This is a genomic window from Virgibacillus proomii, from assembly GCF_900162615.1.
Lineage (GTDB): Bacteria > Bacillota > Bacilli > Bacillales > Amphibacillaceae > Virgibacillus > Virgibacillus proomii.
Genome location: NZ_FUFN01000010.1, coordinates 792,354 through 818,286, shown reverse-complemented (window position 1 = coordinate 818,286; position 25,933 = coordinate 792,354). Strand labels below are relative to the sequence as shown.

General features: G+C 35.8%; 21 protein-coding genes and 1 pseudogene. 5 read left to right on the top strand and 17 right to left on the bottom strand.

The features are described from left to right. Positions 1-409 precede the first annotated feature (409 nt). Together BN1066_RS11650 and BN1066_RS11645 are read left to right on the top strand one after the other, a co-directional pair. Positions 410-1,006 (top strand): hypothetical protein, encoded by a 597-nt coding sequence (locus tag BN1066_RS11650; RefSeq protein WP_077319656.1) that lies wholly within the window; start codon positions 410-412, stop codon positions 1,004-1,006. A 126-nt stretch (positions 1,007-1,132) separates the two neighbouring features. Then, positions 1,133-1,726 (top strand): hypothetical protein, encoded by a 594-nt coding sequence (locus BN1066_RS11645; RefSeq protein WP_077319654.1) that lies wholly within the window; start codon positions 1,133-1,135, stop codon positions 1,724-1,726. A gap of 771 nt (positions 1,727-2,497) precedes the next feature. On the opposite strand, the gene BN1066_RS11635 is transcribed toward BN1066_RS11645, so the two are convergent. The 7 genes and pseudogenes from BN1066_RS11635 to BN1066_RS11610 form a co-directional block, all read right to left on the bottom strand. Continuing rightward, positions 2,498-3,355: an AraC family transcriptional regulator gene (locus BN1066_RS11635; RefSeq protein WP_179104366.1), complete on the bottom strand. Its 858-nt coding sequence runs from the start codon at positions 3,353-3,355 to the stop codon at positions 2,498-2,500. A 207-nt stretch (positions 3,356-3,562) separates the two neighbouring features. After that, positions 3,563-4,135, bottom strand: a complete 573-nt coding sequence (locus BN1066_RS11630) for a sugar phosphate isomerase/epimerase family protein (protein WP_281250288.1) — start codon at positions 4,133-4,135, stop codon at positions 3,563-3,565. Positions 4,136-4,153: 18 nt separating this feature from the next. Continuing rightward, the gene (locus tag BN1066_RS20805) at positions 4,154-4,387 is read right to left on the bottom strand and encodes a sugar phosphate isomerase/epimerase (RefSeq protein ID WP_245799775.1); all 234 of its coding nucleotides are present in this window, start codon (positions 4,385-4,387) and stop codon (positions 4,154-4,156) included. Positions 4,388-4,402: 15 nt separating this feature from the next. Further along, the gene (locus tag BN1066_RS11625; RefSeq protein ID WP_077319648.1) at positions 4,403-5,731 is read right to left on the bottom strand and encodes a glycoside hydrolase family 30 protein; all 1,329 of its coding nucleotides are present in this window, start codon (positions 5,729-5,731) and stop codon (positions 4,403-4,405) included. 657 nt (positions 5,732-6,388) lie between these two features. Next, entirely contained in the window at positions 6,389-7,411 is a 1,023-nt protein-coding gene (locus BN1066_RS11620) for a Gfo/Idh/MocA family protein (protein WP_077319646.1), read from the bottom strand. Between the two features lie 23 nt (positions 7,412-7,434). After that, complete coding sequence (gene iolE, locus BN1066_RS11615) at positions 7,435-8,331, bottom strand: myo-inosose-2 dehydratase (protein ID WP_143695796.1); 897 nt, start codon at positions 8,329-8,331, stop codon at positions 7,435-7,437. A 713-nt stretch (positions 8,332-9,044) separates the two neighbouring features. Next, positions 9,045-9,398: pseudogene (locus BN1066_RS11610) on the bottom strand (aldehyde dehydrogenase family protein); the annotation flags it as partial. Positions 9,399-9,412: 14 nt separating this feature from the next. Here BN1066_RS11610 and BN1066_RS11605 point away from each other — a divergent pair. Both BN1066_RS11605 and BN1066_RS11600 read left to right on the top strand, forming a co-directional pair. Beyond that, a complete protein-coding gene (locus tag BN1066_RS11605; RefSeq protein WP_143695794.1) occupies positions 9,413-9,847 on the top strand; it encodes a hypothetical protein in 435 nt (144 codons plus the stop codon). A gap of 13 nt (positions 9,848-9,860) precedes the next feature. Continuing rightward, positions 9,861-10,100 (top strand): hypothetical protein, encoded by a 240-nt coding sequence (locus BN1066_RS11600; protein WP_077319640.1) that lies wholly within the window; start codon positions 9,861-9,863, stop codon positions 10,098-10,100. 527 nt (positions 10,101-10,627) lie between these two features. On the opposite strand, the gene fba is transcribed toward BN1066_RS11600, so the two are convergent. From fba to BN1066_RS11575, 5 genes are all read right to left on the bottom strand, one after another. Continuing rightward, positions 10,628-11,485 carry a class II fructose-1,6-bisphosphate aldolase gene (gene fba / locus BN1066_RS11595; RefSeq protein WP_077321450.1) on the bottom strand — a complete coding sequence of 286 codons (858 nt, stop codon included), beginning with the start codon at positions 11,483-11,485 and terminating at the stop codon, positions 10,628-10,630. 73 nt (positions 11,486-11,558) lie between these two features. Further along, a complete protein-coding gene (gene iolD, locus BN1066_RS11590) occupies positions 11,559-13,475 on the bottom strand; it encodes a 3D-(3,5/4)-trihydroxycyclohexane-1,2-dione acylhydrolase (decyclizing) (protein ID WP_077319639.1) in 1,917 nt (638 codons plus the stop codon). A gap of 21 nt (positions 13,476-13,496) precedes the next feature. Further along, complete coding sequence (iolC, locus tag BN1066_RS11585; protein ID WP_077319638.1) at positions 13,497-14,474, bottom strand: 5-dehydro-2-deoxygluconokinase; 978 nt, start codon at positions 14,472-14,474, stop codon at positions 13,497-13,499. A 17-nt stretch (positions 14,475-14,491) separates the two neighbouring features. Beyond that, entirely contained in the window at positions 14,492-15,307 is an 816-nt protein-coding gene (iolB, locus tag BN1066_RS11580) for a 5-deoxy-glucuronate isomerase (protein WP_077319636.1), read from the bottom strand. Between the two features lie 230 nt (positions 15,308-15,537). Next, positions 15,538-16,998, bottom strand: coding sequence for a CoA-acylating methylmalonate-semialdehyde dehydrogenase (locus BN1066_RS11575; RefSeq protein ID WP_077319634.1), 1,461 nt, complete (start codon positions 16,996-16,998; stop codon positions 15,538-15,540). 216 nt (positions 16,999-17,214) lie between these two features. Here BN1066_RS11575 and BN1066_RS11570 point away from each other — a divergent pair, with 216 nt between their 5' ends. Next, a complete protein-coding gene (locus BN1066_RS11570) occupies positions 17,215-17,991 on the top strand; it encodes a DeoR/GlpR family DNA-binding transcription regulator (RefSeq protein ID WP_077319632.1) in 777 nt (258 codons plus the stop codon). A 617-nt stretch (positions 17,992-18,608) separates the two neighbouring features. Here the strand turns inward: BN1066_RS11570 and BN1066_RS11565 are convergent. From BN1066_RS11565 to BN1066_RS11545, 5 genes are all read right to left on the bottom strand, one after another. Then, positions 18,609-18,854 carry a hypothetical protein gene (locus BN1066_RS11565; protein WP_077319630.1) on the bottom strand — a complete coding sequence of 82 codons (246 nt, stop codon included), beginning with the start codon at positions 18,852-18,854 and terminating at the stop codon, positions 18,609-18,611. 33 nt (positions 18,855-18,887) lie between these two features. Next, positions 18,888-20,150, bottom strand: coding sequence for an MFS transporter (locus tag BN1066_RS11560; protein ID WP_077319628.1), 1,263 nt, complete (start codon positions 20,148-20,150; stop codon positions 18,888-18,890). Positions 20,151-20,853: 703 nt separating this feature from the next. Then, positions 20,854-22,305, bottom strand: coding sequence for an SLC13 family permease (locus tag BN1066_RS11555; protein ID WP_077319627.1), 1,452 nt, complete (start codon positions 22,303-22,305; stop codon positions 20,854-20,856). Further along, entirely contained in the window at positions 22,305-23,486 is a 1,182-nt protein-coding gene (locus BN1066_RS11550; RefSeq protein WP_077319626.1) for a glycerate kinase family protein, read from the bottom strand. The genes BN1066_RS11555 and BN1066_RS11550 overlap by 1 nt, the downstream gene beginning before the upstream one ends. A 1,092-nt stretch (positions 23,487-24,578) precedes the next feature. Then, the gene (locus BN1066_RS11545; RefSeq protein WP_077319624.1) at positions 24,579-25,733 is read right to left on the bottom strand and encodes an MFS transporter; all 1,155 of its coding nucleotides are present in this window, start codon (positions 25,731-25,733) and stop codon (positions 24,579-24,581) included. Positions 25,734-25,933: the final 200 nt, after the last annotated feature.

Sequence of the window (25,933 nt, the reverse complement as noted above, 5' to 3'; positions counted from 1 at the left end):
TCAATATTTAAAATTAATATTATTGTTTATTATTTCTGAATGTTTTAATTAGATATGTATGGGTAAGCTTACGCTGGGAGAGTTACTAACGGAAACTTTTTTACGCCTATGATGTTCTCCTCTTTGATACAAATCTCTGCAACGCTTAGCATTTACGATTAGCGCCTACGTAAAGCTAATTTTTTACATAAATATCATATTTTTATATTTTTCTTAGCTTTTAACTTATTAATCCAAGAATCATCTATTGTAAGAAATGAAGAATTGAGATTTCCTCTAATGGATGTTGACATAGGTATCTTACTTTACAATTTTTGAGTTAAATAGAAATATTTGACATAATTAAAGTTATATGTATTAATAAAGATACATAGTATCAAAAATAAATTATTTTATGGAGGTAAGAATTATGAAAACGCAAACACGTTTAGGAGTTATGTTACTTGCCCTGTTAATGAGTAGTATTATATTTGCTACTCCTGCATTTGCGGCAGAACCGCAAGTATCTGTGAATACTGCCGGTGAAAGCGTATACACAAAAACAATTGATATGCAGCTTCAAGCAATGCCGTATGCTTCCGAGAGCAGTAAAACAGTAACCGCAAATAAAAGTTTAGGGCTAGCGCTAGACCCCGGACGAAGTGGATGGAGTGTACCTGTAACTTTTAGATATTCGCTTCCATCTAATGCAGTAGTTCGTTCTATTGAGATTGACCCTGGAAGAGGCATCATAAATAATAATAATAAAAATATGATGGGCACAATTCTTATTTCTAAAATCGAAGTAACCAGCCCATTAGGAAAAATGGCTGATATTGGTTGGAAAGCTAGTGGAATGAAAGATACCACTCATTTTTTGCAACAACCAGCTAACGGAAATTGGACCGCGCGCATTTATGGAACAAATATTTCCCGACCTACCGGAGACCCAATTCTTGATATCCGCTTTTTTGGCAGTATTTCTTATAAATCTGCTAAAATGACCATTTCATACATTTTGGAATAGTTTGTTCTAGTACAGAAGATGTAACGATAAAGAATGTTCTACCTTATTTTTTGCATTAGATATTTATTTTTTCCCAAAACAGACGATAATATAATTGTAACTATTTCATAAAAAAGGGGGGATATTATGATTATGCGTTCTGTTGGTTTGGAACGTTTTTCAAGTATAAATTCTCATACCACTTATAAAGCAAAAACAGAAACGCCAAAAACAGAGAAAAGCATGTTTGAAAAGAAAAATACAAGCTCTTTGCCAGATAACGTTGTAAGAAAAATTAAGGAAATGGCGCAGGATGGTGCAGCGAAAGGTGTGTACATGGGGAAGGATTATATATCCTATATCAATTCTTATAAGAAACAACATGTATCTCCTGACCGTTCAAGACTTATATCACTGATGACACCCAGGTTAATGAATGCAACATATACAAATGGTTTACCATTATTTTTTAAGATTACCGGATTACCCTTTACGGGGCAAATGTGTGTTGGTGCAACTGGGTCATCTATGTTTATTTATGATAAAAACGGTGAAGAAGTACTATCTTATAGCACTAATGCTGGATGGGCAGAGAGGCAGACAAAAGCAGAAACTCAGCTTTATAATGAAACAACGGCAATTTATTATGAAGCCTACAAAGCCGCAAGAGCAGAGATGAAAACAAACCCGACACAAAACTACAACAGGGCCGCTAGTTCTAACTTTGATATAAAAGTGTAAATACCACCAAGATAAGCAATTAAATTACCTCTCTTTGAATATTTCCAACTCTTTTTAATACATGATTAGTAAAAATATAATTTAACCGTCTAGGATGGAAAAAAGGGTAAAAATACCTCAGGATAATCTATGAAGGTATTTTTCCCTTTTGTTCTAACAAGGCAGTTAAAATTTCCATTCGGCATGTTGATAGTAACCTCTAATTTATTGGTGTTCTTCGGCGCCGAGGAACTGGAATGTCCCTGACCGTCAAAGTCATCAGTTGAAAATTCGTATCCTTCCAGAGGAGAATATTTCTCCGTCTTACTCCTCATATGTAAACACCCATAAAAGGGATTTTTTTGTCTAATTTTTGTTTATCAGACAGAGGGGTAGTCGTGCGCTTCATTCAGAACCGTATTACTACAGCCCTTTCATTAAGAAATCACTACTACATTTGAAACTTTCACTAGAGAGTGTAATCAGCCAAGCAACTGTTAATAACCAGAAGGAATTTCCCTTCTGGTTTTTTCATTCTAAGAAATTATATCAGCTTGTACATTGCGAATATTTTAAAAAATAGCTTCATCCAGCTGATGCAATCAAGCTGTAGTAACCCCCGTTCCTCTCCTTCAATGGGTCAACATTGGGTCAAATCTAAAGAAAGGCTGACTAAAAGCGGGCTTGCCGCTCAGGCGTCAGCATCCCCTGTTTTATAGGCATGTCTTCGCTTTCATGACAGCTATTCTCCGACAGTTTGTACAACGCTAAACGAACTTCTCACTTGTTCTTCTATATTTCATTATTTCTTTTATACTCATTTCTATACTGCTTGGGTGTAACACCAACATGCTTTTTAAATGTTGTATGGAAATGACTTTGACTATTAAAACCAACCTGATAAGCGATATCCGTTACTTTTATATTTGTATTTTGTAACAGCGTCTGAGCTTCACCTATTCTGCGTTTAATCAAATATTTAACAGGCGAACAATGGAATTGTTTCTTAAACTGATGTGCTAAATAATAAGGGCTTACTCTTACCATTTTAGCCAGATCTTCAAGTGTTATTGGCTCATAGTAATAATGTTCTATATACTCTTTTGTTCGGTATAAAATAATTTCATTATCGTAGCTTGAATAAATTTCAACATGATTCAAAATGTTGGTTTCTAAATATTCTAAAAAAATGATGAATAATTTTTGTGCGGTTATATCCTTATGTTTACAATTAGAAGCAAGCTGTGAATGAATCAATCCCATAAATCGATTGACATCTTCAAAATGAGTACCTAAAGAAAAAACGGGGGAAGCATTATCAGGTATTAATGCATTTTTTCGAAGGTCTTTTTTTTGAAGTCCTTTTATTGCACAGCAATATGTTTCAACAACATGAGCTTGAGACAAATGCTCATCATGTGCCACGAAACTGTTAAATATAATTAAATCTCCTTTTTTTACCGAATAAACTCGTCCATCAATAAGGTAATCACCAGCTCCACTTGTCACCAGGATGACTTCAACTAAATCCTCGTGAATGTGCATAAAGCGTTTATAATGTCCATCTAAAGCCTTAACTTTACTGGTAAAAAACAGGTAAGGACCGTTATTGATTATGTCATTCGTTAAATCCGTGAAATAAACTTTCATTTCCCTCACCACTTTTATGGGTACATTATCATTTACTATCATTTTAACAAAAAATGAACCACCCGTACACTATGTGTAAAGTGCGTCTAAAAAGTTCGAGTGGCATGTTTCTATGGGAGGAAGGATTGCATTTAGAAACATGAGCTCCTCGAACAAATCATCGAAAAACTCACGTGCTCTTTTTAACGGACTTTTTTGAACAACCTTTTAAAGGTACTTTCTGCTCTTCTTTGCACCGATCTGAAATACGTGTTCAGGAGAAAGCATCCAATAACCTGGATTAAACAATTCCAAGGAACAAACGCCAGCAAATCCCCTATCTTTTAAGGCTTTACTAATTTTCCCCAAGTCAATCACGCCATTACCGGGAAATAAACGATGGCAATGATCAAGTATCTCTATTGGTAGATCATCCGCATCATCAATATGATAAATAAAGATTTTTTCAAGAGGTATTTTATCCAATACATCTATATCTTTCCATTGATTATACAAATAAAGATTAAACGCATCAATGACCAAACCAACGTTTTTTCTGTTTACTGCCTCAACAATGGCATATGCTTCATCTAAGCTTCGAACACAACAATTTTGACTTCCAATAGGCTCAAAAGCTACCTTCAGCCCATAAGGCGCAACTTGATCCGCGACTTTGTTTAATACCTTTATACTATCCTCAAAAACTTCTTCGCTATTCCACAAAACTCCATCCTTTATTGTAGGTACAACAACTACAAATTCTCCACCAATTTCTTGACTTACTTGACAAGCAAAAGCAATATCATCATGGATTACTTGCTAGGAGTTCTTATCACAAAAGTTTATGTTTTCAATGGAGTTATAACCTATCGGTTGAAGATGACTTTTGGAAAAGAATTTTTTCAAATCCGCTATAGAGTATTCCTCCAGATAGTCTCTTAACATATCAATACGAATCTCAATAAAATCATAACCGTATTTTTCCGCCAGTAATAAATCATTATACAAATTAGAATTATTCATGCAGGTTGCTTGATTAAAGCCTAATTTCATTATCTCTCCCTCCCTCTACTTCCATATTAATGTTACTACTTGTTTAGCCGCTAATTCGATAGACGTTTCTACATCTTTATCTATCACTCGAAATGCTTTAGAATCATCAGAGGCATTGTAGGCTACTAATACTTTACCACCTTCAGGATTGATAAATGCTACTTGCTCAATGGAATGATCATACGCAGACGAATATACGACATGGGCACCTTTTTTAACAAATCGGCTAAAATGCCCAATATAATAATAAGAAAGATTAACATGAAGTTTTTGATTATCGCCATCATACTGAATCGGTGCCTCGCAAGTATTCCCCATATGATTTGGTCCGCCATCCATATCGAGGAGAATATTCCAATCAATAAAAGCATTCATCCCATGTTTAAAATTTCCAATTAGATCGTGAATATATACTTTCCCATGTTTTTCTTGTGTGTTATGATCAAATCCTTCTTGTGGCACACAGCCTTCAGTGAACAACAGATCCTTTTCCGGATAGGCTTTTGCCAAGTAGGAAATTTGTTCAAAATGATCGCCTGTATACCAATGAAAAGCTATCCCATCAATTGCGTGACGATACTCGGAGTTACGGAAGGTTTGATCGGCCCATTCAATTAACCCATCTTTATCATGATCCCAAATATAAAGCTCTATATGATCATATCCTGATGCAGAAAGAATTTTCTTCAATACTTTCACAGCGAAATAGGCCTCTTGCTCATTTGTATAAAGGCAAGAATCCCACTGTTTAACTGCTACAGGCTCATTTTGAACAGAAAGCTTTTGTACATGAATGCCATTTTCTTTGTATATATCAAGATACAATTTGATTAACTTAGCCCAGTCTTCATAGTATTCTTCTTTTAAATACCCGCCTCCATTCATATTATTATTCGTTTTCATAAAAGCAGGCGGACTCCAAGGAGATGCCATAAAAATGGTTTCCGGATTAGCCGCAACCGCATCTCTTGCAACAGGGATAATATTTTCTTTATCCCGGTCAAAGTTAACTTTACTTTGCTGTAAATCTTCTTCACTTTCTAAATATGCATAATTTCCTAGTGAAAAATCACAGCTTTGAATTGGCATTCTTACTAAATTATATTTATTTCCTGTTTCTCCAAAACAACTTTCTATGAAAGCTTGTTTAAGGGAATCAGGCATTTTATTGTATACAGAACCGCTAGCCTCCGTAAAGGAGCTACCAAACCCATAAACTTTTTGTCTTGTTTTATCTGAAAAGACCTTTAATACTTGGTTATTATCTGTCTCTCTTTGTTTAAAATCTACTGTTACTTTCTTAAATTGCTGGTTTACGTCTGAAAAGTACGCTGTTCCTTTCACCAAATCACTTCCTCTCTAGTCATAACAAAAGCACAAGTGCAGGTAACCACATACAAACAGAAGAACTTCTGAAGCGATAAAGTGAAACTTCATTTCATGGAGTGCTTTTCTCCTTGAATGTTAGTTGAACGAATAGGGGATTTAGGAGCCGTTTTTCTCATCTTGTTTCCAACATCATTAACTCATTTTTGAATGGAGAAAAGTACGAATCCTTACATCCGGGATAAAATGAAACTTCATTTCATGGAGTGCTTTTCTCCTTGAAAAACCGCGAAGTATCGCTATCGTAGCTTTCCTTGTCCTGTCGCCCGAACGAAATTAAAAACTCGACACTCATACTAAGCCTTTGACATAGGCAACCACTTTGCTGTGCTTATTCTTAAATTATTAAAATCAATCGTCTGTAAAGGCTTTCCTCACCCTTCAAAAAATGGTACGGAACGAATAGGCATTTCATGCAGGTTATTCCACTTTGGTTTCTTTTCTTTTTGGAACGAGGGAGACTGCCATCTACACGAAGATAAAAATTTCACAGTATCACAGTATATATGCGGTATAAACCGTCTGCCATTTTAGCAATGCTGTGGATTGCCCACTTTTAACTAGCAAAAGGTAATAGGTTACAAAAGCACCTATTACCTTTTGTTATCCAACCAATTAATTATAGAATGTAGGTTTTTTTGCACCTTCTACTTTTTCTGTTTTACCAGATTCTTGAGATTTCACACAAGCATCGGATGTAATTGCTGCAAGATAACCATCCCATGAAGTTGGTCCTGCTGGCGCTTCCCCTTTATTCAGGCGATCAAAGAAGTCTTGAAACTCTACATCATAAGCTTCGATAAAACGTTCTTTCCAATCGACAAGAATATCTGTACTGTATTTTGCATCCTTACGAACGGCTACACTTGCCGGACTAGGAAGCTCAGCCATTCCAAGTTCACCAGTTATATCACAATGAATATCATATCCATATTTTGCATTAACAAATACTTCTACTACAATGTTAACACCTTTAGAGGTTTGCATTACAATGACTTGTGGGTCTTTTAAATTTCCATTATCGCTAGTTGCATATTTAGACTTACGAGGGAAGTATACTTTTACATCCTCATAATCATCATCTAACAACCAATGTAGTACATCAATTTCGTGAATCAATGTTTCATAGATTGCTTGTGCTGTTTTATATTCAGGAACACAGCTTGCATTATAATGTCTGCAATGAAGCATTAATGGTTCACCAATTTCTCCGCTAGATACAATTTCTTTCAATTTAACATACCCAGCATCGTAGCGGCGCATAAACCCAACTTGAAGCATTTTCTTACCGGTCTTTTGTTCAGCTTCCATCACTCGTAAACAATCATCTGCATTTAATGCTAATGGTTTTTCACAGAATACATACTTATTAGCTTCTAAAGCAGCTACTGCTATATCAGCATGTGCTTCGTTAGAGGCAGTAATAACAACTACTTCCACCTCAGGATCAGCAATTAAATCATGATAATCAGCATAATCTTTTGCTTCGATTCCGAATTTATCTAATGCTGCTTGTGCTTTTCCAGGAACAATATCACAAACTGCAACCACTTCTACTCCAGCTATTACATTAGCTAAACGGCGTAAATGATCTGATCCAATAAATCCAATTCCTACAATTCCAGCTTTTAATGTCATCATAAATTCCTCCAAATAAATTTTTATTTTACAACTAATTCTTGTTCAATATACTGACGGCCTTTTTGGGCATACTCTAATGGATTAGCAATCTTAGGATCTTGCTCAGCTTCAATTACTACCCAACCTTTATAACCATGTTCAACAAGGTAAGCAAAAACAGGTTTAAAATCAATGTCTCCATCGCCAGGAACAGTAAACATTCCGTGTAGGAAGGATCCTAAGAAAGATTTATTTTGCTCCCGACATTCTTTTAATTTTTCTACTCGCACATCTTTAAAATGTACATGCTCAATCCGATCAAAATACTTTTTAAGTAAAGCCATTGAATCACCATCAGATACAAAGATATGACCAGTATCATAAAGCAAGAAAACTTTGCTAGGATCTGTCATTTCCATTAAGCGATCCACTTCTCCTAATGTTTGTACCCCTGTTCCCATATGATGATGGTAACAACATTTTAAATTATGTGATAAAGCAATTTCGCCAAATTTATTTAATCCTTCTGCAAGTTGCTTCCATTCTTGATCTGTAAAATACGGCTTTTCTGTATAGACACATTTATCTGTACCTTGAATGCTGTATGTTTGTTCTGAAACAACTGCAATATCTGCATGAACAGCTTCTAAAAAAGCACAGTGCTTTTCAAACTCTTTGCAAGCTGCTTCAATGCCATCACGGATAATATAAGCTGAGAACCATTGACCTACTAGTCTCATATCACGTAACTTTAATTCTTTATTTAATTCTTCCGGATCAGTTGGATAGCAACCACCGATCTCTGTTCCTTCAAAACCAGCCAGCTTCGCTTCACTTAGAATTTGTCTGTAAGTGTTTTCTTTTCCTATCTCAGGGATGTCATCATTTCTCCATCCGATAGGAGCAATCCCAAATATAATATTTGCTTCTTTAGCCATTGACATTACCTCCGTTATTTTTTCGGATATGATACAAACTAGTATTGAAAGCGTTAACTAATTATTATTTTAGCTTACTAACCGCCATTTTACTTTTGAAATCTTGTTCAATATCTCACAAAATAACGTTGTTTTATCGCTAGTTTTTTATAAAAACTTAAGTATATTGCTATTATTTGGTTTTATGATGGAGCTAATGTTTCAATACATGATCAAAACAATAGTATATTGTTATGTTTTGGTTATTTAATATTTTGTAATTACCCTTAAAAAGACCAACTATCTTCTAAATATTAGGAAGAGGTGAATCAAAATGTAATCTTATGATAATATATGAGCAAGAAAATGTATAAAACTTGTTTGAATTACTTAAAGTGAAGCTTCAATCCGTAATGGTTTTCTTTCATCCTTTTGAAATAGTAGATCAAAGGCTACGATCGTATGCGTGTTTAAAAAAGAAGAACACTTTTTCTCTGTGTGAGGTATCGCTTGAAACGCCTCCTCAGGTCAACATCCTACCTGATGCGAACAAATCGGGCGTTTAGGTGCCGTTATCTGCCACTTAAAACTTTTTGTTCTTCCTCTGTATCCCTTTGAAGTGGGAAGTCTTACAGCACCTTACATGCAGGGTAAAAAATGAACCATACATGTCACCAAGGTGTAGGGTTTATACATATCTCTCTTAAACTAAATCTAAGGTCTTCCTCTTATCCTTATTGTAAATTCACCCAAACACTTTTGACCTCCGTATAGTTGTCGAGTGCATATTCCCTATTTTTCTACCTACCTAACTGTTTATACCCTCCAAATGCAGCAGCGGGATTTTCATGATTACAGTCATTCATCCATACTGTCCCAGCCTTTAATCTTCTGGCTACTCGGTGTCCAGTTCGGATATTTTCAGTCCATACCGCAGCTGCTAAACTATATTAATATCTATCGTTGGCTCTTCTAATTGCTTCCTCTGTCGTATCAAATGAAAAGACTGCAACAACAGGACCAAATATTTCTTCTTTTGCAATCCGCATATCATCTTCAACATCTACAAACACCGTCCGCTTAAAAAACAGCTGTCCATGACATGGAACGTGATGAATCATCATGGTTTATTTATACCGAAGATGTTGTTTTTTCAAGCAAACAATTATTACTTGCTGCTGGAGCAGCCGAATCACCCGTACCTATTCCAGGGTGGACATTACTAGGGGTCATGTCTGTTGGTGCAGCACAAGTGATAACGAAAGTTCATCGAGTAAAACCGGGTGATAGGGGGATTATTATCGGAGTGAACGTACTATCCGCTGCCATTGCAATGGAATTGCATTTGGCGGGAATTGATATTGCAGCTATGGCATTGCCTCCATTACATCGGATAACTACCAAGCATGCTCGCCCCAAAGAAATAGTGGAAGCTCTATTACATTCATCATATTTGGCACCTTCAAAGCTTTTACAAATAGGGAGTAAATTCATGACCAATCATTTAATGAGAAGCTTGGGATCACCTTTTACCTAAAAATGGCGTTACTATGTGGGGCGTCCCGATTCAGCTTCGAAAAGCGGTAATAGAAATAGATGGTACAAACCAAGTAGAAGGCGTAACCGTAAGTACGATTGACAAGGATGGTAATCCAATATTCGGAAGTGAAGAAAAAATCGCATGTGATTTTGTTTGTATTGCTGGAGGGTTGTACCCGTTAACGGAGCTCGCTGAACTTGCTGGTTGTCCTTTCTACTATGTCAATGAACTTGGTACAAATATAATGTAAGAAGCTGTAATTAAGTATCTACTATCAATTTATAAAGCACCATTATCAACTACAGAACCTCTCGTACTTATTTACCTAATGAAAATTCTTATGATGATTATTTAGCATATAAGCATGCATGTATACATATGTACTTGCATGCTAAAACAGGAAATCAAATAAGTAAGATGTTTGTGTTTATAACATTTTTTATATCTGTCTCGTAATCTACTTTTTACGTAAAACAAATGCGGAAAAGAGGTCCGTTTCATTTCCATCCTTTTGCCCACCTAGAGTGGGATCAAGAGCAACGATATTCAGACAAAATCTTACCCTTGATGAAATGGAAGGGAAAGGTTAAATTCCAAAAGGGACAAAAAGGAAAAGAAAATCAATGTAATTTTAATAAAAAACCAGATTAAGAGAACATTGGATTAATCCGATCCATGACTTTACATTCAGTAAGCACCAAAAACTCAAGAACTCCATATAAAGAGCCTTGAGTTTTTACTACACTCTATGTTATTTTTCATATGATAGCTTCATTTTTATTCGGCTTTGTTATGCGAGCCAAAGTCTTTTATTTTCTCACTAACCGTTTGTTTAATGGTTCGCTTACTAGATTCTAATAAAGTTTTGGGCTCATACACATGTGGATTTTCTACTAAACTATGCTGTAACGCCTCTCGCCACGCAATATTCATCTCCGTATTAATGTTGATTTTAGCATGTCCTAAAGTGATCGCTTTATGAAGCTGTGGAAGTGGAATTCCACTTGCACCATGCAATACAAGCGGAATTTCTACAGCTGCTGATATTTCCGCCATTTCTTTAAAACCTAGCTTGGGTTCACCTTTGTATTTGCCATGGACAGAACCTAATGCTGCTGCTAAAGCATCAATATTTGTTGCATTAACCAACTCTACACATTCCTGTAAATCTGCATAATTAATATTACCGATAACTCCATCCTCATAACCGCCAACTGTACCAATTTCTGCTTCTACGGATACTCCATTTGTATGTGCATAATCTACTACTTTTTTTGTATTTTTAATATTTTCTTCTAGTGGTAAGTGGCTTCCATCGTACATGACAGAGCTATAGCCTGCATCGATCGCTTCCAAGCATCGCTCTACACTTTGTCCATGGTCTAAATGTAAGACGACCGGGACTTGAATATCAAAACGCGTTAGCAGATTTTTGACCATGTCAAAAATGAGTTTAAATCCGCCAAGGTAATCTACCAATCTATCCGATGATGCAATCACGACTGGAGCTTTTTCCTCTTGAGCGGCTTGTAAAATTGCTTGCGCCCAAATTAAACCATTTATATTAAAATGTCCAACGGCATACCCTTCACGTTTGGCTTGGGGTAGTATGTCATTTAATGTAACTAACTCCATGCTCATTTCTCCTACTTTTAGTTTTACATCTGTTTCAATGGTTTTACGCCAACTCCAGCGCTTTTCCATCTCACTAATATTTTCTTGCTCGTTTCATTCCTTTTTGCTTATTTGCAAATGCGTTTCGGATACTTTCTTTTGTGGAAACTTCGGATAACCCGACATTCCACCAGCTCCCTTCATACCCGTCCGTCATTGTTTTTGGCAACACTTTAATTTCAAATAATGTTGAATTAGGTTGCTTTTTAGCATCTTCAATGGCTCGTTTTAATTCATCCAGTGTTTTGATTTTATATGTCTTCGCACCATAACCTTCAGCTACTTTTGCATAATCAACATTCATAATTTGATTTTCCCAAGTTCTAAATTCTGTACCTTGACTAGCGCTGCCATTATCCATTTGCAGATTATTGATGCAACCAAATCCTGAGTTGTCAAACAGAACAATATTAATTTTTTTATTGTATTGAAGAGCTGTAACCAATTCTGTATGAAGCATTAAGAAGCTGCCATCACCAACTAATGAGTACACTTCCTGATGCGGTGCAGCTAAACGTGCTCCTAATGCACCGGCAATTTCATATCCCATACAAGAATACCCATATTCTAAATGATACGTATTCGGTACGGAAGGATTCCATAGCCGTTGCATATCTCCTGGTAATGAACCAGCAGCTGAAACAACGATTGCATCTTCATCAACCGCTTCATTTAAAGCGATAAACACTTCTGTTTGAGTTAATTCTGTATCCAAAGCATCCGCATATTCGTTCAATGTTTCTTGGGAAAAATGTCCCTTTATTTCCGGAACAAATCCTTCACGTTTAAATCGGACATTCGCTAATCGATCTCTTTCCTTTAACCACTCGCTTTTTAGTTCTTCCAGTGTATCGTTAAATGCTGTTGTATAGCCTTCTAACAGTGGAAGCAGTTCCTGAAGTGTTGCTTTGGCATCACCAACAACCTGAAAAGCATCCAATTTATAGGATTGAGGTCGACTAACATTAATGTTTAAGAATTTTGTTTTCTCAAAGTTAAATAATGTTTTAGAAGACGTTGTAAAATCGGTATACCTCGTTCCGATACCAATAATTAGATCTGCTTTTTTCACAGCTTTATTTGCAGCAGAAGTACCTAGAATTCCTAGACCGCCTAAATTATTTTTAAATTGCCATTCCACCGTTGATTTTCCGGCATGTGTTTCTACTAAAGGAATATGATGTTTTTCAGAAATAGCTATTAGCTCTTGTCTTGCTTTCGAGTACTTGCAACCTCCACCAACAATAATTACCGGATAGCTGCTGTTTTTAATTCGTTCTACAGCACCTTCGATTTCACGTTTTGTTGGCACCGTACGATTAAAGTAATGAACACGCTTTTTGAAAAACTCTACTGGGTAGTCAAATGCTTCTCCTTCTACATCTTGAGACAGGCAAACCGTAGCAGGACCAGCAGTAGCTGGGTTTGTCATTACTTCAAATGCTCGAATTAAAGCAGACATCAGTTGTTCTGGTCTTTGAATACGGTCCCAATAACGAGAAACTGCTTTAAAAGCGTCATTCGTCGTTACCGCCATGCTTGTATCTTGTTCGATTTGCTGAAGTACAGGATCTGGCTGCCTTGTAGCAAAGGTATCAGCCGGCAGTAAGAGAACCGGTATATTATTGGCCAAAGCTGTCCCGGCAGCTGCGATCATATTCGCTGCACCGGGACCTGCAGATGTGGATAAAGCATAAATCTTTTTCCTTAAAGATTGTTTTGAAAATGCCACAGCAGCGTGGGCCATCCCTTGTTCATTTTTCCCTATAAAGGTTTTTAGGTGACCCGGATCTTCTTCTAAAGCCTGACCGATACCAACCACATTTCCATGACCATAAATATGAAAAATTCCTTCTACATAAGGGAATTCTTCCCCGTCTACATGTAAATACTGCTGATTCAAAAATTTAATCAACGCTTGCGCAGTCGTTAAACGGATCGTTTCTACCATAGAGTGATTCCCCCTGTTTTTTCAAGATTGCTCAGCAATCAATTGTTCAATTTCCTGAATGGACGGCATTGCTTCTGAAGAACTATGTTTGCTAACGACAATGGCTGCTGATGCACTACCATATTTTAACGCTGTCTCCACATCTTTCCCATTGAATAATGCGTAAAGAAATGCAGAAGCATAAGCGTCTCCAGCACCAAACGTTTTTAATACTTTTGTTTTGTAGGAATTCGCTTTGTATTGCTTTCCGTCCTTCACATAAGCATAAGATCCTTCTACCCCATGCTTAATTACAAGTAAATCCGGATCATATTTGAAAAGTTCATTTACTGTAGTCTGATTATCACCATTTTCTTTTCCTTCAAGCATATCAAATTCATCACGTGTACCAATAACGATATTCGCTTTTTGTGCTACTAATGTATAGTAAATAGACACTTCTTCTGGAGTTGCCCACGTATATGGACGATAATCCAGTTCAAAGATAACTTTTACATGATGAGCTTTTGCATATTCAATAGCTGCTAACACTGCTTCACGGGAAGGACTTTGTGCTAGTGCTGTACCAGATATTAACAGTGCTTCTGTTTCACGAATATATGCTTCATCAACCTCTTCCGGAGTTAAGTAAAGGTCTGCTACATTATCCCTGTACATTAAGATGGAGCACTCGCTTGGGCTTTTAATTTCCGTAAAAGCTAAACCAACTTTACGTCCTTCTTTATCTTTAACAACTTGTGTCGTATCCACACCTTTATCATGAAGATAATCGGTAATATAACGACCGTGTTGGTCATCGGGAACTTTTCCAATGAACCCGACGCTCAATCCTAAATTAGATGTACCAATTGCAATATTTGCAGGAGATCCTCCAACATATTTTTTAAATGTCATTGTTTCTTCCATTGGCCGGTTATATTCGACAGCATTTAAGTCAATACAAGCTCTACCGATGGCAATAATATCGAATTTCTTGCTTCCTTTTTTTAATAGCTTCATGTTTTTGTCCTCCACTTCTACTTTCTGGCTAAAATCCATTCATGGTCTGGATCATTATGAAATTTCCAGATTTTCTTAGGTCCAGCCATAACATTCAAATAATAGGAAGTGTATCCATCTGGCACTCCTACTGGATGATAGCCTTTTGGAACGGATACCACATCACCGTGTTCAACACTCATTGTTTCATCTAATGATCGATCATCCGTATACACACGCTGGAACACAAATCCCTGTTCAGGATCTATTTCATGATAATACGTTTCCTCTAAAAATGATTCTTCCGGAAGATGATCGCGATCATGTTTGTGAGGAGGGTAACTTGAGAAATTGCCGCCCTCTGTATATACTTCCACAACTAACAGACTATTCGAGATATCAACATTGTCAGGTAAAATATTGTGTACCATTCGTTTGTTCTGATATTTCCCTCGATGTTCAACCGAATTATCAGCAGCTCTAATGACTTGAGCTGGTTTTTTCTCTGTTGACGGTGCATAGCATAATGCTAGCTTACACGCACGATCAGCACTAATTTCAAATTCGGAATCATTTGAAATATAAACACTGTCTGTCGGTTTTTTTTCAAATACGGATTCACGAGTTCCTAAATCCTTAAACCACTGGTCACCAGTACGAACAGAAGCATTTCCTGTTAAGGCAACAATGCAGACTTCCTTATCCTTTAATATTTCTGAATAGGTTGCTCCGCTATCCATTTGAATCAATTTAAATGAAACATATGTTAAATCAGAGTTTCCTTCGTGAATATCTTGTAGGAGAGTAACTCCTGCTTTGCTATTTTTATTTGGTTTATATTGCAACTTACTCATCGTTATGCTCCTTTTTAGAAGTTGTTAAAAAGTCTGGTAATAAGGACGTATCAAATTTCTTTGTTGACTTGTTTCTGCGCTACTCATGTATCTAACTACATATACACTGTTGTTCAGGAACGCATAACCTCAAACTTTGGACTCAACAGGACGTGCTAGTATCGGCATTGCTGACAGGATGTCAGTAATGCCGACGGATCCTTTTTATCTTCCTTTTTGAACACACACGTTTAGAAATCTTTTGTTGCATATCGAGCGGTTACTACTTTTTTGCGTGTATAGAAATCAACACTATCTTTTCCGTTAGCATGTAAGGTACCATAGAATGAAGACTTCCAACCTGAGAATGGGAAGAATGCCATTGGAGCAGGTACGCCCAAGTTAATTCCTAACATTCCGGCATGAATATTTTCGCGGAAGTAACGAATAGCACTTGCGCTATTTGTAAATAAACATGCACCATTAGCAAATTCAGAAGCATTTGTTAATTCGACTCCAGCTTTTAAGTCTTTCACTTTCACGACACATAGAACTGGGGCAAATATTTCTTCTTTCCAAATTGTCATTTCCTTCGTAACTTCTGTAAATATGGTTGGTCCTACAAAATATCCTTCACTTGGAATACCTTCACGGCCATCCAACACTAATGTTGCACCTTCGTCAACACCTTTTTGAATATAATCAAACGTTCTTTGTTGATTTTCTTTACGAATAACAGGACCTAAAAATACATCTTCATCTAATCCATTACCCATTTTTATTTGTTTTGCCTCAGAAACTAGTTTTTCCATAAATTTATCATAAATGCCTTCTTCTACTGCAACTACAGAAGCTGCCATACATCTTTCACCAGCAGAACCATAAGCAGCTGAGATCACATTGCGGATGGTTTCATCTAAATCTGCATCATTTAAAACAATGGTGTGGTTTTTTGCTCCTGTTAAAGCTTGCACTCGTTTTAGATGTTCAGAACCTTTTTTGTAAACATATTCACCAACTGGTTTAGATCCGACAAATGAAATTGCTTTAACTTCAGGATGCTCTAAAATACCATTTACAACATCATGCGCACCATTCACAATATTGAATACACCATCAGGAAGTCCTGCTTCAGCAAGAAGTTCTGCTAACTTTTCTGTTAATAATGGTGTACGTTCAGAAGGTTTCAAAATGAATGTATTCCCACAAGCAATAGCCATTGGAAACATCCAACATGGAACCATCATTGGAAAGTTAAACGGTGAAATTCCACCAATTACACCAACTGGATAACGGTAGTTCGTTGCTTCTACATCTGTTGCGATGGATGATAATGAATCAGCCATCATAAGGCTTGGAGCACCTGCTGCAAATTCAACATTTTCAATTCCGCGCTGTACTTCACCTAACGCTTCCTTGAATGCCTTTCCATTTTCAACGGTAATTAACCGTGCGAGTTCTTGTTTATTTTCTATGAGTAATTGTTGAAATTTAAATAGAATTCGTGCTCTTCTTGGAACTGCCGTCTTGCTCCATGATGTAAATGCTTCACTCGCAACTTTTACTGCTTCATCCAATTCTTCTCTTGTAGATAAAGGTACGCTAGCCATCATTTCGCCAGTAGCCGGATTTATAACATCTTCATATTTTTCTGTGGTACTAGTTACCCACTTTCCACCAACAAAGTTCTTTAATGTTCTTACACTTCCCATTTGGACACCTCTTTTTTTATTTATGAATTTTAATTGTAATGTTTTGGTGAACATTTTGTTATATCTTGATTACAAGTCAATCATAAAACAATATGTTTTAGTAGTCAAGGAAAGAAAATAAAAAAATCCATTTTTTTGTTAAGTTGTGGTTAACTATTGATTAACTGCATAGAGCATGTTATGGTAGAAATGAATATTTTTAAAGGGGAATTTAAAATGAAATTAAAGCGAATACAGGAAATTGAAGCATATATCCATGCAAATGGAAGTGCTAGTATTAATGAATTATGCGAGAAATTTAATGTTTCGAAAAATACGATACGAAGAGATATTAACAAAATATTAGAATCGGGAACAATTAAAAAAGTGTATGGTGGAGTTGCCTCCCTTTCGAATCAATTACAACCATATGAATATCGACATACTAGTCATGCAAAAGAAAAAATGGCGATTGGCAAAGCTGCAGCAGAAGAAATTGAAGATCATGATTTAATTTATATCGATTCAGGCACAACGACCAGTTGTATTGGTGATTTTTTTGATCCGGAAAAACATGTAACGATCATCACTAATAATTTAAATATTATTAATAAAGCTGCTGAATTAAGCAACTATGAACTGATTTTAATTGGCATGACGTACAAACATACTACCCAATCCTTTGTCAATGTAGAGTCTTGGGACTACTTTAAGCGTATCAATATTACAAAAAGCTTTATGGCAGCAACTGGAATTTCGATTGAACGTGGCGTCACAAATTCTGATCTAATGGAATATGATATTAAACGCCGGATTGTGGAAAAGGCCGACAAGAATATTTTACTAATTGATCACTCTAAGTTTGATAAAGCAGCATTAATTACTTATGCATCCATTGGACACTTTAATCAAATTATTACATCGGATACCGTTCCGGAAAATTACAAAGAATATTGTAGAAAAAATAATATTAATATTAAGTATGCTACAGAAAATTTAAATGTAGGTAAATAATTCTAGTTTTATCTTCCACCAATACTGCACTTCCAGTTGGAAGCTTTAGAACCTTCCTATCCATCCTGCTACCAATGAGTTTTCATAGCAAATAAATTGATAAATTCATTGATATTTTGCGATATCGCGAGCAGATAGTGTCTTTACAGATTTTTGTATACATGCTTTTATGAGATCTTCCTTTATGAGTATAGAGTCACTTGCTCGCCTTATTGTGTTTCTTTATCTACATCTGTACAAACTGTTCAAAAATCCAGCTTATTAAAATAGAATAGGCTTTTTTTGTTTATGCAATAAACTCCCCATTTTATGAAGGGTGGTTGATTGGATTAAGAAAATTTTACAGTAATAAAACAACTTATCAACTATCGTAAATAGATTTCTAAGAAGTCTAACCATCAATCGATTCGTATAATAATCGTAGGGTTACCCCTTAACATATAAAAAGCTTGGCTGAGAGCCAATGCTTAATTTTATCATCAAGTCGAGAGAGAGCATCCCTCGAAGTTTGATCCTTTTTATATAAAAATCCCTTTCAGGTAGGCGTCAAGAGGCATTTTTTTCATGCAGTTTTTCTTGTTGTCTACCTGTGAAGGGTTAACTTTTCTGCCCTTATGCTACTTTTGAAAAAATGAACCTGGTGAAAACTTTAATTTATCTAGTCTACGATTAAACTCTTCCATGCTAACCCCATAAAGATTCTCTTTTTCCAATTCATTAAATCGTTCAATTAACATGTAAGCTGTTAAGTAAAGCGTAAGATGCTCTTTTGCAATAGCCTCAAATTCTTTACTAGAAGATTGATAATTACTGATTACTAGATTGGCAAACTCTTTTGGATCCAATTTAATTTCTTTTCCCATTAGATCTACCCCTTTCCTTTTAACTAAAATTGCTTATACGACAGCTTTTTCATGTTTCAATTGCGCATGATTTAACTCTTCCGGAGTCCTCAAGAAAAACGCTAGAAAACTAGCAACGAAATAAAGAATAGCAAATACATATAACACTACCTTCACTCCAAATGGCTCAAATAATAAAGACACAATAGCCGGTCCGATAAAATTACTTAAACCAGAACCTAAATTTAGTACAGAAACTGCTACTGCTTTCTTATCTGGGGCTAAGGCAGGTAATAGAGCTGAAATCGGCCCAAACGCACCTAAACCAATTGCATACACGGAAAATGATAGTAATAATAGCCCATATTGCCCTGGAAATAAAGTGCTGGTGTAGTAAAGCATTAAACAAGAAATCCCTGTTAATGGTCCGCCAATATAAACGATCGTTTTTCTCCAGCCACATTTATCACCAATATAACCAAAAAGAACATTGGCAAAGGAATTAATGATATAGGTTAACCCCCAGATACTTGCCCACTGTGTTAATGTGAAACCTTGATCAATTAGGAATATAGGCATGATGATAATAAAACCAAACTGAGCGATATTGTTGATCGCTTTTACCAGCATCCCCATACCTAACCGGGGGCGTTTGAACATAATCAAAAAGCCTTCAGAAATTTCATTTGTAATCGATTTCCCGGTTTTCGGTAAAATAAGCTGATCTCGATTTAAAACCAGCGAACAAAATGTTCCCGCTAAAGCAATTGCGATACCTACCCAAATTACATTAATTTCTCCAATAGAAGGAATTAATGTTGCGGCAAAGCTGGGACCTACAATGGTAATACCCAGGTTAAAGCAAACCCAAAACCATGAAGTAGCGCGACCCATTATTTCATTCGTTGAACGATATGTTACCCATACTAAGAACGAATACACAAACAGTGGATAAGCCATCCCTCTTAGCATATACGTAATTGCGATAGCCATAAAATTACCAGATGGAATGGCCCAGAGTACTAGCGGAATGGAACTTACTAAAAATATAATCACACCGCTAAGCATTACTTTTCGTACACCAAAAATTTGCACAAAAATTCCCGACAACCAAGATACAATTGCTACAAAAATGCCGTATAAAGAAAATATGGTACCTGTTTCTGTTTTGCTTATTCCTATATTTACTAAATAGGAAGACAACCAACTATTTTCAATACATGATCCAAGCATGAATAGTATTACTCCAATATATCCCCAGACTAAAGCCGATGGGATACCTAATTTATAGAGTAAGTTACTTTTACTACTACTCATTTTCCTCCTCCTTAACTCATCCAGACTACAAAACAATGATATTCATTCTTCGTGTCAAATTAAATTTTAAATACTAGTTAACGCTTTCAATGTGATTTTAGTTTTTTTAAACCTAAAAGTCAACATATTTTGGGTTTATATTGGATATATTATTGAACAAAATGTTAAATTTGATTAACTATTGATAATATGATTGACAATTAATCAATTGATTTATGGGTAAGTAAAGGGCTTAACCATTCTATACATATGAGAATGGTTAAGCCTCAAAAATTTTTTTGATTTATTTACTGTTTTCATACATCTTAATAGTAAAAATTTGTGCAATAAACTTATAGAAAGAATGGAAAAAATAAGATTTTGATCAGACAATAGCAGAAGTTCCAGAACATGTTATCTTAATAATTTGTTCAGTCCACTCATATAGACTTCTTTTTAAAATACAATATTTTATACATAATTCTCTTATTGAATTGTCTTCCTTTTTATATGCAATAACACTTCGTACTAAAACTGACTTGACTAAAACTTATTGGGTATAAAAAATCTCCCTAAGGAAAAACAGATTTTTTTAATCTGTCACCTTAAAGGGAGTATATCAAAGAAAAAGCTTTTGGTTCTTTATTTCTCTTAAAAGATCAAACTTCTGTAAAAACAATAAAATACGTGTGATTTTGCGAGAGACTTTTGCCTTTATTCTTCATTATAATGTCAATCCGGTCCAACGCCAATACGTATAATAAAAAATGACCATTACAACAATGTACAGTGGCATGAGAACGCAACTTAACTTCAATAAATCCTTTGCATCATATGAAACTCTGTCATCTTCGTAATATAGTAAAAGCGCTTTTGAACTGACAGGGAACGTTACACAATAATTCATTCCTACTAAACTCAAAAATACGACAGTAGAAGAATCTAGTCCGAACGTTTCACTTAATACAATGAAACCAGGAATCATCATAACTGCTCTAGTTGTATGTGAAGTAATATATAAATGAGACGTAACAGAAACTAATAATATCACTAGAAGAATAATAAAGCTAGGCGCTTCAGTTAAAAAATCTAAATGTCGGAACAAATATCCTTGTAGCCAATCTACCACCCCTGTTTCAATTAACCCTTTTCCAAGTGCGGTTGCAGCAGCAACGAATACAATGAGATTCCATGAAATACTTTTTATCCCTTGCTTCCACGTAATGACCCCATATTTAGGTACCATAAAAAGGAGCCCACCAATCATTGTAATAAAACCAATATCATATCCATGCACGTTCTCGGTCATCCAAAACACAATTAATAAAGCAATCATCCACAATGTTTTCTTTTCCGTATCATGAAGTACAACACTTTTTTCTTCTACATTAGTTGAAAATGAGTCGCTTAATAATGGCTCATAAGACCAAAACATATAGCGCATGATAAAAAGGGTAAGAACACTGATGACAAGTACAAAAGGCATCCCCCAAATAAACCAGTTAAAATACGATATACTTTCTCCCGTTGAAGTATTTAGTAACCCAATTCCGATAATATGAGAACCTGCACCGATTAAAGTTGCCGATGATCCCATTAATATCATGATTGGAACAAGCATAGCGATCGTTTTTTGCTGGCGTTCCGTTTGAAACAATCGGTTTAGCTCCTTAACGATCGGTAAAGAAAGAGCTGCACGCCCTGACGTTGAAGGGATGAAAAAAACGAGCGGTTGAAGAGCAATCGTTAAAAATGTTAACAGTTTTAACGGTTCATGTGCTTTCTTTAAAATAAGATGAGTAAAGCGTGAAGCAAGACCGGATGATCGTACTGCTTCTCCAATGATAAATGATCCGATCATAAGCCATACAACTTCTTCAGAAAACGATTCATACAATAACGAGGTGTCCGCCCCTTTTAAAAGTACGATCGTCATTAAAGCACTTAAAGCAACAAATCCAGCTGGAAGAGATGTACTAACCCACAGCACCATCGCAATTATAAAAAGATAGAGCGATATTTTAGCAGAATAAGATAAATCTTGATTTAAAGCAATGAATAAACCAAATAATATGAGCCCGCTAATAAACAACTTTGTCTTTGTCGAGAAGAAAACAATCTTTTTTGAAAGCCGAATTTGAAGAGATGGCTTTCTTCTATCAAGTCGGCTTTCCATTATTGAATAATCCCTCTCTTTAATCTTCTTTTCGCAATTTGATAACCAATACGAACATGTCTCATCGCTGCCTCCGTACTATCAGCAATCCATAATGACGCTTTCGTCATTGATTTTTCAAGCGATGTTGGCTTTTGGATAATACTTAAATATGCATCAATCCCAGTTTCATAATTAATTTGTGCGTTCTTTCCTATCGTACCAGTTATCGCGATAACTGGTATTTCCCTCTTCTTTGCTACTCTAGCCACCTCAGCAGGAATTTTTCCTTTAGGTGTTTGAAAATCCAAACATCCTTCTGCTGTAAAAACAACATCAGCTTCTTTCATGTGTTTTTCAATATTTATATATCTCATCATCACTTGATAACGGGGATGTAATTGAGCTCCTGCAAAAGCTTTAAGACCCGCGCCAAGCCCCCCTGATGCCCCGCTTCCCGGAGCAGTACGAAGATCAAGCCCGATATATTCTTTAATCAGGGAGGCATAATGATCGAAGGCTTGTGACATTTGCTCAACCTCATTTTTTGTCGCTCCTTTTTGAGGACCGAACACACGTGTAACACCATTTTCCCCGCACAATACGTTATGCCAATTACAGGCAACTTCTATTTGTACTGTACTTAAACGCTTATCTACCTCTGATAAATCAATGCTATGAATCTTGTAAAGGTCCCCACCACCACGGACATAAAAAGGATTGCCATAATAGTCTAAAAACTGTACGCCTATTGCTTGTGCCATCCCTGCTCCTCCATCGGATGTCCCAGAATCGCCACAGCCAATGATAATGTGATCAACGTCAAAATCTAGTGCAGCTTTTATTAGTTCGCCGACGCCATAAGTCGTCGTCCAAAGCGGATTTCTACTTTCTTCTGGTACAAGCTTTAATCCGGCAACCGCAGCCATTTCAATAATAGCAGTTTTCCGATCACCTTCTTTATAGATACCGAAATGAGATTTAATTTTTTTTCCGACAGGTCCGGTTACAACTTTATAATAGAGCTTACCGTTTTTTAAGTTCACAACTGTTTTTGCGAATCCTTCTCCACCATCCATCATCGGTACGACAGTAATATTTGCATTTGGATCTAAACGACGTACACCTACTTCCATTGCTTCCGCTACTTGCTCAGCATCAAGGCATTCTTTAAATCCTGACGGTACCATTACGATTTTCATTTTTTATATCCTCCTAAAAAACGCGTTTTATTTTCTAACTTTCACAATACTCCATGAAAAAGAGAGAACTGTAAGAGGATGATTAAAAATGAATGAGAAACAGAAATAGTTTTTCTCATAATCGATCAATCTTCAAAATTAGTGAGCATATCTTTTAGGTCAATTGTCTTAATCTTTGTTTAAAAAACCTCAAACATCGCACCTTTCCCAGCAATGCGAGCCAAATTTCCCTAATTATAACAACCTCTTGTACGCGGTTATCTCGTTCATCTAATAAAACGTTATCCACAGCCCGTGTATCCATTCAACAGTACAAACTGTCATGCCCAAAATTTTTAACAATCTTCGAAAATTTATGAACGATCTTTATTTTTAGCTTACCGTTTTCAAATTCACCTAACACTTTATTTTCTATTTGCATTTAAAAACAAGAGAAAATCGGTACAATAAAAGGAAGGATTGATATGAAACCGCTTAAAAGGAAAAAATTTAGAGTCTATGATCCAAGAGAATCTTAAAGAGCGTGTTCAAAAAGCCCAATTTATTCCCATATCTTTGAGGTTTTTTTGCGAAATTTACAAAATTTAACACGAAAGAATTCCTCCAAAAAATTTCGAATATGAATACTTATATACGCGAAAAACATAACATAAACCAACTGAATACTACTTACATATTCTCGTCCACTGGAGATAAAAAAGCAAAAAATCTCTACTAACGAATACTCACTGGTTAAAAAGAGCGCTCTGGAAACCCATTCTATGTCTGAACTAGAAAGTTTAAAGGCAGATCCAGTCCGTAAATTAGCTGTTGGTTAATTGTATATTTTTACAAAATAGTCCGTGCCACCTTTCTAGTTTTGTCTTTTTGGCTCAAAATCATCAAAATTAGTTAACAGAATATTCCTGCTTTATTTATGCAATGCTAGCGAGGTTATCTAATAATTTACTTTTACTTGTTTATCTTTGTAAAATCAGCATCACTCATTATAAAAAAACACCTTAACTGCTATCATCTTTTAACTGATATCGATGACACTAGTTAAGGCAATCTTGGTCTATTCGTTCTGTAATCAAAAAACTTTAGGATGAATCACTTTTTACTCCAAATAATAACCAACAGCGTAGTTATAAAAGCAATTACACTTAAAAAATAGAACCCTACATTAATTCCCCAGAGTGAATTTATAATTCCAGTAAAAAAGGGCCCCGCAAAAATACCAATAGCATATAATGACTGGTATGCTCCCATCGCGGTAGCTCGTTTCTTAGGTTCAATAGATTTAATGGACATTCCTAATAACGAAGGAAAAGTTAGTCCTAATGCAAATCCGCTAAATCCTTGTACAATTAAGAACATACTTTTAGTTTGTGCAATAGGTATTAACAAAGTAAAGATAGCTACTAGAAAAAAAGCAATTTTTAAAGCATTCCATTCCCCCATCCGAGGGACAAGAACATTCCCCATAAACAATGTTGCAAAAGCGTGGGGAATCATAAAGGCAATTACAATATAAGTAATTTCATCTGTGTTGAAGCCAATCTGTAATGCCAATGTTGGCGTGAAACCGAACATAGTCGAAAAGATGACGATATGAGCCACAATAGATAAGAATGATACTTTTAATAAAGCCGATTCCCGTAAAGTAGCTGCTAACTCTTTTAATTTGATTGGTTCACGAACCACCTTATTCTTAGGTTCATAGATAAAGAATGATAACAATAAACCAACTACACTGAACACTCCGCCTATCCAAAACGGAGCTTGCCATCCCCACTGATCAACGATATAACCACTAAAACTCATACCCAAAAACTGGGCAACGACAATAACAAACGAAATACTGCTCATTGCTACATGAACCTTATTTTCTTTATAATACGATGGAAATAATACAGTAAAAGCAACCCAAGATGCGGCTGCTACTCCAGCAAAAGAACGTGCTAAAAGTAACCATATAAAACCATCCATTGTTAAAAACAATATGTTACTACACATACTCATGAACATGCCTGTAATAATGAAAGGCTTCCTGTACTTTAATAAATCAGAGCTGATCCCTATAGGAAGTCGGAAAATAAACTGCATCAATCCATAACTTCCTAAAACGGTTCCAATTAATGTATACGGTATATGAAGAGATTCCATATAAGGTGCCAGAATTGGCACATATATAAAATGAGGAAACCATAATAAAAACGAAACGACCATAAAATAATATTTTTTACTACTAATTAAATTTTCCATAAATATACTCTCTTACCTTCTTATTTAAATAATACTGATATAGGGGGATAAGTGCTAAATCCTCCAAAAACTGACTAATGTTAATATGTGAAGAGACAATATGCCAAATATGCTTTACGCTAACTTGTAAAAAAAGAATCGATTTCCAATTCTACTCAGAACAAAGGCGCAAGCGCCCGTTTAGCAACGTAGCGAATGGA